Raw genomic sequence first — 7,312 nt, 5'->3', positions numbered from 1 at the left:
TCTTCACCTTCATCGAGACCTTCTTTCAACCGCAAGCGGCTGCGGAGGCATCCAGTCTGGGGCTACCTCACGCCGCTGGAGATCCGGCAGCGACACGAACAGGACACGCCCTCGCGGCGTAAGCATCGAGTGTCCAGCATCACGGGGAAACTTCAGCTACGACCTCACCCCCTTCGCGGGACTCCTCAACGACGGACGTCCACACCGGATCGAGGTGTCCGTCGCCGGCGTGCCCGAGGGACAGAGCGGCTGGAGCGCCCCGGTCAACGTCCTCGTCTGGCAGGACGAGAAGAGCGAGCGCGTCACCGGCGCCCTGACCAAGGTGCGGGAGGGCGACTTCGTCAACTCGTCCACGTACACGCCGGGTGCGGAGCACCGCCTCGACACCGAGGGGAGCCATCGGCTGACCGTCGCCGGGTACGTCGACACCTCTCACGGCCGGGTCACGACCACCGTCCGCCGCAGCCTCGTCAACACCTCCACACACACCTGGTCGGACGGCGAGAACCCCGACGCGCTCGACGCGAGGTGGGGCGACGACGAGACAGTCACCGTGAGCGGAGGAGGAGGCCGGAACGTTCGGGGGCAGGATCGGACGACGCGTGTCCAGCGGTCGTACACGATGGACGGAACGACCACGCTCGGCGCGGGCGACCGGCTGCGGACCGTGCTCACGCTCGGCGACCGGGCGACCGTCACCGAGACGCACGGCGGGCGGCCCACGGCATGGTCCCGACTCGACGACACCTACACCGGTGACGCCACGTACACGGCGAACGTACCGCGCGACCAGCGGCACGCCGTCGGGACGACGAGCGAGCGCTACCGGACGTACGGGTCGGACGGCTGCTACGACCGCTCGCTGGTCTCCGTACAGGGAGTGCTGACGGAGGACCGTACGGGCTGTTGACGCCGTATGCGTCCGCCGTGACGCCTGTCCGATGATTTACCTCCGCGAAACACGGCGGTCTTCCCTGCGAGCAACGACTCCCCGATAGTGATCGACGCGGAAGCGCTTTTCCGCATGACAGAAAGCCCCTTCGGAGGAGTGCCCGTGCCGCAGTCCGTACCGTCCCTGCCGCGACGCGTCGCACGCATGCTGCGTACCTCACTGTTCGCGCAAGTCGGAGTCGCGCTTGTGCTCGGAATCGTCGTCGGAAGGTTGTGGCCGGACACGGCCACGACCTTCCAGCCGCTCGGCGACGGTTTCATCCGGCTCATCAAGACCGTCATCTCGCCGCTGGTCTTCTGCGTGGTCGTCGTCGGCATCGCCAAGGCCGGCAATCTGAAGGCCTTCGGGCGGATCGGGCTCAAGGCCCTGATCTGGTTCGAGATCGCCTCGACGGCCGCGCTGCTCATCGGTCTGGTCGCCGCCAACGTCTTCGGGCCCGGGTCGGGCATGAACGTCGACCCCTCGAAGCTCGACACCTCGGCGGTCGACGCGAAGACCGCCGGCGGTGAGTTGCCGACGACGAGCGAGTTCATCCTCAACGCGCTGCCGCAGAGCGCGATCGGCGCGTTCGCCGAGAACGCGCTGCTCCAAGTGCTGGTGCTCGCGTGCCTCACCGGCGCCGCGCTGCTGCACCTCGGTCACACCAAGGTGCCCAAGATCCTGCCCGCCATCGAGCAGGCCCAGGAGGTCATCTTCGCGATCGTCGGCTTCGTCATGAAGCTGGCTCCGCTCGCCGTGTTCGGCGCGATGGTCCACCTGGTCGGCGAGTACGGCCTCGGCGTGATGAAGACCTACGCCAAGCTGATCATCCTCTGCTACGCCGTCGCCGCCGCCTTCCTGGTGCTGCTGGGCGTCGCGCTGAAGCTGATGACCGGGCTGAGCCTGTGGAAGTTCGTCCGCTACACCCGGGCGGAGATGCTGCTCGCGCTCGGTACGGCCTCCAGCGAGTCCGTCATGCCCCGCATGATGCAGAAGCTGAGGCAGGCCGGAGCCCGTGACGACGCCGTGGGTCTGGTGCTGCCCACCGGGTACTCCTTCAACCTGGACGGCGCGTCCATCTACCTCTCCATCGGCACCCTGTTCATCGCGCAGGCCGTGGGAGTGGACCTCAGCCTCAGCCAGCAGGTCACCGTCGTCCTGGTCCTCATGCTGACCAGCAAGGGCATGGCGGGCATCCCCGGTTCGGCCTTCCTCGCGCTGTCGGCGACCGCGGCCTCGCTGGGCGCCATCCCCGCCGGTGCCGTCGCCCTCCTCCTGGGCGTCGACCGCATCATGGACTCGATGCGCGTCGCCACCAACCTGCTCGGCAACTGTGTCGCCGTCTTCGCGGTGTCGAAGTGGGAGGGTGCCCTGGACACCGATCGGGCGAAGAAGATGCTCGACGGTGAGATCGAGTTCGTGGAGGAAGAGGACGGGCCCGGAGAGACGCCCGCGGAGGCGGAGGGCGGGCCCGCTGAGACGCCCGCCGAGGCGGAGGTTCCCGCTCTTTCCAAGGCGGAGACCAAGGAGCCCGCGTCCGGGGTGAGTTGACCCGTCCTCCTGGACTCCCCTCCTGGATCCCCTCTCCTGCATCCTTCCTTCAACCGCTCCCCTGTGCGAAGGGCCCGGCGCAAACCTCTGCGCCGGGCCCTTCGCGTACACCTGCTTCGCGCTGACGCTCAGCAGCGCCGTTCCGCCGTCGGTGCCCCGTCGACCAGCGTGTCGAGCAAGCTTTCGAGCACGCCCCGCTGATCGTCCGAGAGCGGTGCCAGGATCTCCGCCGCCGCCGAGCGGCGCGCGTGGTGCAGTTCGCGCAGGACCTTCAGGCCCTCGTCCGTGACCTCTATCCGGATCACCCGCCGGTTGGTGGGATCGGGCGCCCGGCGCACCCGCCCGCTCTCCTCGAGTGCGTCGACCAGCGTCGTCACCGCCCGGGGCACGACCTCCAGCCGCTCCGCCAGGTCGGCCATCCGCGGCGGCGTGTCGTAGTGGGCGAGGGCGCGCAGCAGTCGCGACTGCGCCGGGGTGATCTCCAACCCGCTCTGCTGGAGATGGCGCTTCTGGATGCGGTGCACACGGCGGGTGAGCCGCAGCAACTGCTCGGCGAGCGGGCCGTCGCCGTCGGGATCGGTCATACCGGGAACAATATCAGGACGATGTTCATTGTGAGTATAGGTAACAATGAGCTAGGCTCCGCAAGTCTTGGTAGGTCCCGCACGTCCTCCGCGCGTCCGCATGTCCGCAAGTCCGTCAGTCGGCAAGTCCGTCAGTCGCCAAGTCCTCCGGAAGTCTCGTCGTCACATCGCACCGCACATCCGCCTCACCCACCCCCGTAGGAGCCCATGCATCCCGACCACCAACCCACCTGGGCACCGTCCGGCGACCCGCGCGAACAGCCCCGACAGGTGCGCCGCATCCTGAAGCTCTTCCGCCCCTATCGCGGTCGGCTCACGATCGTCGGACTCCTCGTCGGCGCCGCGTCGCTCGCGTCGGTCGCCACGCCCTTCCTCCTCAAGGAGATCCTCGACACCGCGATCCCCGAGGGCCGCACCGGGCTGCTGAGCCTGCTGGCCCTCGGCATGATCCTGAGCGCCGTTCTGACCAGCATCTTCGGAGTCCTGCAGACGCTGATCTCCACGACCGTCGGCCAGCGTGTCATGCACGATCTGCGCACCGCCGTCTACGGCCGACTGCAGCGGATGTCGCTCGCCTTCTTCACCCGCACCCGGACCGGCGAGGTCCAGTCCCGCATCGCCAACGACATCGGTGGCATGCAGGCGACCGTCACCTCCACGGCCACCTCCCTGGTGTCCAACACCACCAGCGTGGTCGCCACGGTCGTCGCGATGGTCGCCCTGGACTGGCGGCTCACCGTGGTCACCCTGCTCCTGCTGCCGCTCTTCGTGTGGATAAGCCGCCGGGTCGGGGACGAGCGCAAGAAGATCACCACCCAGCGGCAGAACCAGATGGCCGCCATGGCCGCGACGGTCACCGAGTCGCTCTCCGTCAGCGGCATCCTGCTCGGACGCACGATGGGCCGCGCCGACTCGCTCACCAAGTCCTTCGCCGAGGAGTCCGAGGGGCTCGTCGACCTGGAGGTCAGGGCCAACATGGCCGGGCGCTGGCGCATGGCCATCATCACCGTTGCCATGGCCGCCATGCCCGCGGTCATCTACTGGACCGCCGGCATCGCGCTCCAGCTCGGCGGCCCGTCCGTCTCCGTCGGCACCCTCGTCGCCTTCGTCTCGCTGCAGCAGAACCTGTTCCGGCCGACCGTGAGCCTGCTGTCCACGGGCGTCCAGATCCAGGCCTCGCTCGCCCTCTTCCAGCGCATCTTCGAGTACCTCGACCTGCCGATCGATATCACCGAGCCCGAGCACCCGGTCCACCTCGACCGGATCAAGGGTGAACTCCGCTTCGAGAACGTCGAGTTCCGCTACGACTCGGACGGCCCAGGCAGCCCCGGCGGCGAGGGGAAGTCGCGCCCGATCCTCGACGGCATCGACCTGACCGTTCCGGCCGGCGGCAGCCTCGCCGTCGTCGGGCCGACCGGTGCCGGCAAGTCCACGCTCGGCGCGCTGGTGCCGAGGCTGTACGACGTCACGGGCGGCCGAGTCACCCTCGACGGGATCGATGTGCGCGACCTGGACTTCGACACGCTGGCCCGGGGCATCGGCGTCGTCTCGCAGGAGACGTACCTCTTCCACGCCTCGGTCGCCGACAACCTGCGCTTCGCCAAGCCGGACGCCACCGACGAGGACCTGCACGCGGCCGCGCGGGCGGCCCAGATCCACGACCACATCGCGGCCCTGCCCGACGGCTACGACACCGTCGTCGGTGAGCGCGGCCACCGTTTCTCCGGCGGCGAGAAACAGCGTCTCGCCATCGCCCGCACCATCCTGCGCGATCCCCCGGTCCTCATCCTCGACGAGGCGACCAGCGCCCTCGACACCCGAACCGAGCACGCGGTGCAGGAGGCCATCGACGCGCTCTCCGCCAACCGCACCACCGTCACCATCGCGCACCGGCTCTCCACCGTCCGCGGCGCCGACCAGATCGTCGTGCTCGACTCCGGGCGTGCCGTCGAACGCGGTACGCACGAGGAACTGCTGGACAGCGGTGGGCGGTACGCGGCTCTGGTCCGGCGGGACGCGCGGCTGAAGCCCGGTCGGGAGGTGGCCAAGGTGCCGAAACTGGAGCCGACAAGATGAAGATATGCCGAGTTATGCCGGGTTTGAGGTGATATGCGGTGTATGCGGGTTACCGTGCCCGCATGCAGATGAACACTCCGCCACGGAGCACGATTCGACTGACGCGTCGGGGCCGGGCCGCCCTCATCGCGGCCGGGGCCGTCGTGGCGGCCACCGCCGTGGCGGTGCCGCTGCTGAGCGTGGGGGGCGGTGGTGGCGCGGCCGAGCGCCCGACGTCCCTGGTGATCCCGGAGGGCTGGCGCTCCGGCCAGGTCTACGAAGCCGTCGACAAGGCGCTCGCGCTGCCCGCCGGATCCACCAGGAAGTCCCTGTCCAAGGCCCAGCTGATGCTGCCCGACGACGCCGAGGGCAACCCGGAGGGTTATCTCTTCCCGGCGACGTATCCGCTGCGGGAGAAGTCGACCCCCGAGTCCCTGCTGGAGGTCATGGTCGAGACCGCGAACAAGAAGTTCAACGGCGGCCAGGTCACGGCCGGGGCCCAGCGCAACGCGATGAACGTCTATCAGGCGGTCACCATCGCGAGCATCATCCAGGCCGAGGCGGCCACCGAGGAGGACATGGGCCGGGTGGCCCGGGTGGTCTTCAACCGCCTGGAGCGCGGGATGCCGCTGCAGATGGACTCCACCATCAACTACGCGCTGAACCGCTCCACGCTGAACACCACCGTCGACGACACGAAGATCGACAGCCCCTACAACTCGTACCGGCGCATGGGCCTGCCGCCCACACCGATCGCCAACCCGGGACAGGCGGCGATGCGTGCCGCCGTCAACCCGACACCGGGCAACTGGCTGTACTTCGTCACGGTCAAGCCGGGCGACACCCGCTTCACGGCGAACTACCAGGAACATCTGCGCAATGTCGCCGAGTTCAACCAGAACCGCAGGAAGGCGTCACCGGGGGCCGGGACCGGGGCGGGGGCCGGATCGCCCTCCTCCTCTCCGTCCACCGGCTGAGCCGAACGGCCGGCTGAGCCGAGAAGCCGGCTGAGCCGGGCGGCCGGCCAAGCTGCCGACCGAGTCGGTGGGGACGTCAGGCGGCGGCCGGTTCGGCTGCCAGGAGCCGCCGGATGTCCCGTACCGCCGCACGCCCTGCACGGTTGGCGCCGATGGTGCTCGCCGACGGGCCGTACCCGACCAGGTGGACGCGGGGGTCGGCGACCGCTCGGGTGCCGTCGACGCGGATGCCGCCCCCGGGCTCGCGCAGCCGCAAGGGGGCCAGATGGTCGACGGCGGCGCGGAAACCGGTCGCCCAGAGGATGACGTCGGCGTCCGCACGGCGGCCGTCGTCCCACTCCGCGCCCTCGGGGGTGATCCGGTCGAACATGGGCAGTCGGTCCAGGACGCCGTCCGCGATGCCCTGCCGGATCGTGTCGTTGAGCGGCAGCCCCGTCACCGACACGACACTCCTCGGCGGCAGCCCCTGCCGCACCCGCTCCTCCACCAGGGCGACCGCCGCTCGTCCGGCGCCCTCGTCGAACGGTCCCTCGCGGAACACGGGCGGACGCCTCGTCACCCACGTCGTCGCGGCGGCGTACGGCGCGATCTCCAGCAGGTGCTGGGTCGCGGACGCGCCACCACCCACGACGATCACCCGGAGTCCCGCGAACTCCTCGGGTCCGGCGTACTGGGCGGTGTGCAACTGCCGCCCCCGGAAGGTCTCCTGCCCGGGGTAGCGCGGCCAGAACGGCCGGTCCCAGGTCCCCGTCGCGTTGATCAGCGCCCGCGTGGACCACGAACCGTCCGACGTCTCGACGGCCAACCGCCCGCCCTCGCCCTCCCGCACGGCGCGGACGTCCACGGGACGCCGTACCCGAAGGTCGAAGGCGCGCTCGTAGCTGTGGAAGTACTCCCCGACGACCTCGGACGACGGTCGCGCCGGATCGGCTCCCGCCAGCTCCATGCCCGGAAGCGCGTGCATCCCGTGCACCTTGCCGTACGTCAGCGACGGCCAGCGGAACTGCCAGGCGCCGCCCGGCGCGGGGGAGTGGTCCAGCACCACGAAGTCACGCTCCGGCTCGAAACCGGTGCGGCGCAGGTGATAGGCGCCTGCCAGACCTCCTTGGCCTGCGCCTATGACGACCACCTCGACCTCTCGCGTGTCGTTCATGCTTCTACCAACGGGGAGGGGGCGCGGGATCTTCCCGGGGCATGGCCGCCGTGGTGGAGGG

5 protein-coding genes and 1 pseudogene are annotated in these 7,312 nt (G+C 69.6%); 4 read left to right on the top strand and 2 right to left on the bottom strand.

Going from position 1 to position 7,312, the window contains the following annotated elements; genetic code table 11:
- Positions 1 to 157: 157 nt before the first annotated feature.
- Positions 158 to 910 (top strand): annotated as a pseudogene (locus P1P70_RS36740) (peptide-N4-asparagine amidase); the annotation flags it as partial.
- Between the two features lie 144 nt (positions 911 to 1,054).
- Positions 1,055 to 2,482 carry a cation:dicarboxylate symporter family transporter gene (locus tag P1P70_RS36735; RefSeq protein WP_319245507.1) on the top strand — a complete coding sequence of 476 codons (1,428 nt, stop codon included), beginning with the start codon at positions 1,055 to 1,057 and terminating at the stop codon, positions 2,480 to 2,482.
- A 128-nt stretch (positions 2,483 to 2,610) separates the two neighbouring features.
- On the opposite strand, the gene P1P70_RS36730 is transcribed toward P1P70_RS36735, so the two are convergent.
- Positions 2,611 to 3,066 carry a MarR family transcriptional regulator gene (locus P1P70_RS36730; RefSeq protein WP_319245505.1) on the bottom strand — a complete coding sequence of 152 codons (456 nt, stop codon included), beginning with the start codon at positions 3,064 to 3,066 and terminating at the stop codon, positions 2,611 to 2,613.
- Between the two features lie 207 nt (positions 3,067 to 3,273).
- Here P1P70_RS36730 and P1P70_RS36725 point away from each other — a divergent pair, with 207 nt between their 5' ends.
- Complete coding sequence (locus P1P70_RS36725) at positions 3,274 to 5,142, top strand: ABC transporter ATP-binding protein (protein WP_319245503.1); 1,869 nt, start codon at positions 3,274 to 3,276, stop codon at positions 5,140 to 5,142.
- A gap of 62 nt (positions 5,143 to 5,204) precedes the next feature.
- Entirely contained in the window at positions 5,205 to 6,098 is an 894-nt protein-coding gene (gene mltG / locus P1P70_RS36720; protein WP_319245501.1) for an endolytic transglycosylase MltG, read from the top strand.
- Positions 6,099 to 6,174: 76 nt separating this feature from the next.
- On the opposite strand, the gene P1P70_RS36715 is transcribed toward mltG, so the two are convergent.
- Positions 6,175 to 7,251 (bottom strand): NAD(P)-binding domain-containing protein, encoded by a 1,077-nt coding sequence (locus P1P70_RS36715; protein ID WP_319245500.1) that lies wholly within the window; start codon positions 7,249 to 7,251, stop codon positions 6,175 to 6,177.
- Positions 7,252 to 7,312 lie beyond the last annotated feature (61 nt).

It is taken from the genome of Streptomyces sp. MB09-02B (assembly GCF_033794485.1).
Classification (GTDB): Bacteria; Actinomycetota; Actinomycetes; order Streptomycetales; family Streptomycetaceae; genus Streptomyces.
This window is presented reverse-complemented; position numbering and strand designations above follow the sequence as displayed.

What these genes read in the sequence shown, in the direction of transcription:
- mltG (WP_319245501.1), top strand. Translation starts at nt 5,205, where the DNA reads ATGCAGATGAACACTCCGCCACGGAGCACGATTCGACTGACGCGTCGG.
- P1P70_RS36725 (WP_319245503.1), top strand. Translation starts at nt 3,274, where the DNA reads ATGCATCCCGACCACCAACCCACCTGGGCACCGTCCGGCGACCCGCGC.
- P1P70_RS36715 (WP_319245500.1), bottom strand. Translation starts at nt 7,251, where the DNA reads ATGAACGACACGCGAGAGGTCGAGGTGGTCGTCATAGGCGCAGGCCAA.
- P1P70_RS36730 (WP_319245505.1), bottom strand. Translation starts at nt 3,066, where the DNA reads ATGACCGATCCCGACGGCGACGGCCCGCTCGCCGAGCAGTTGCTGCGG.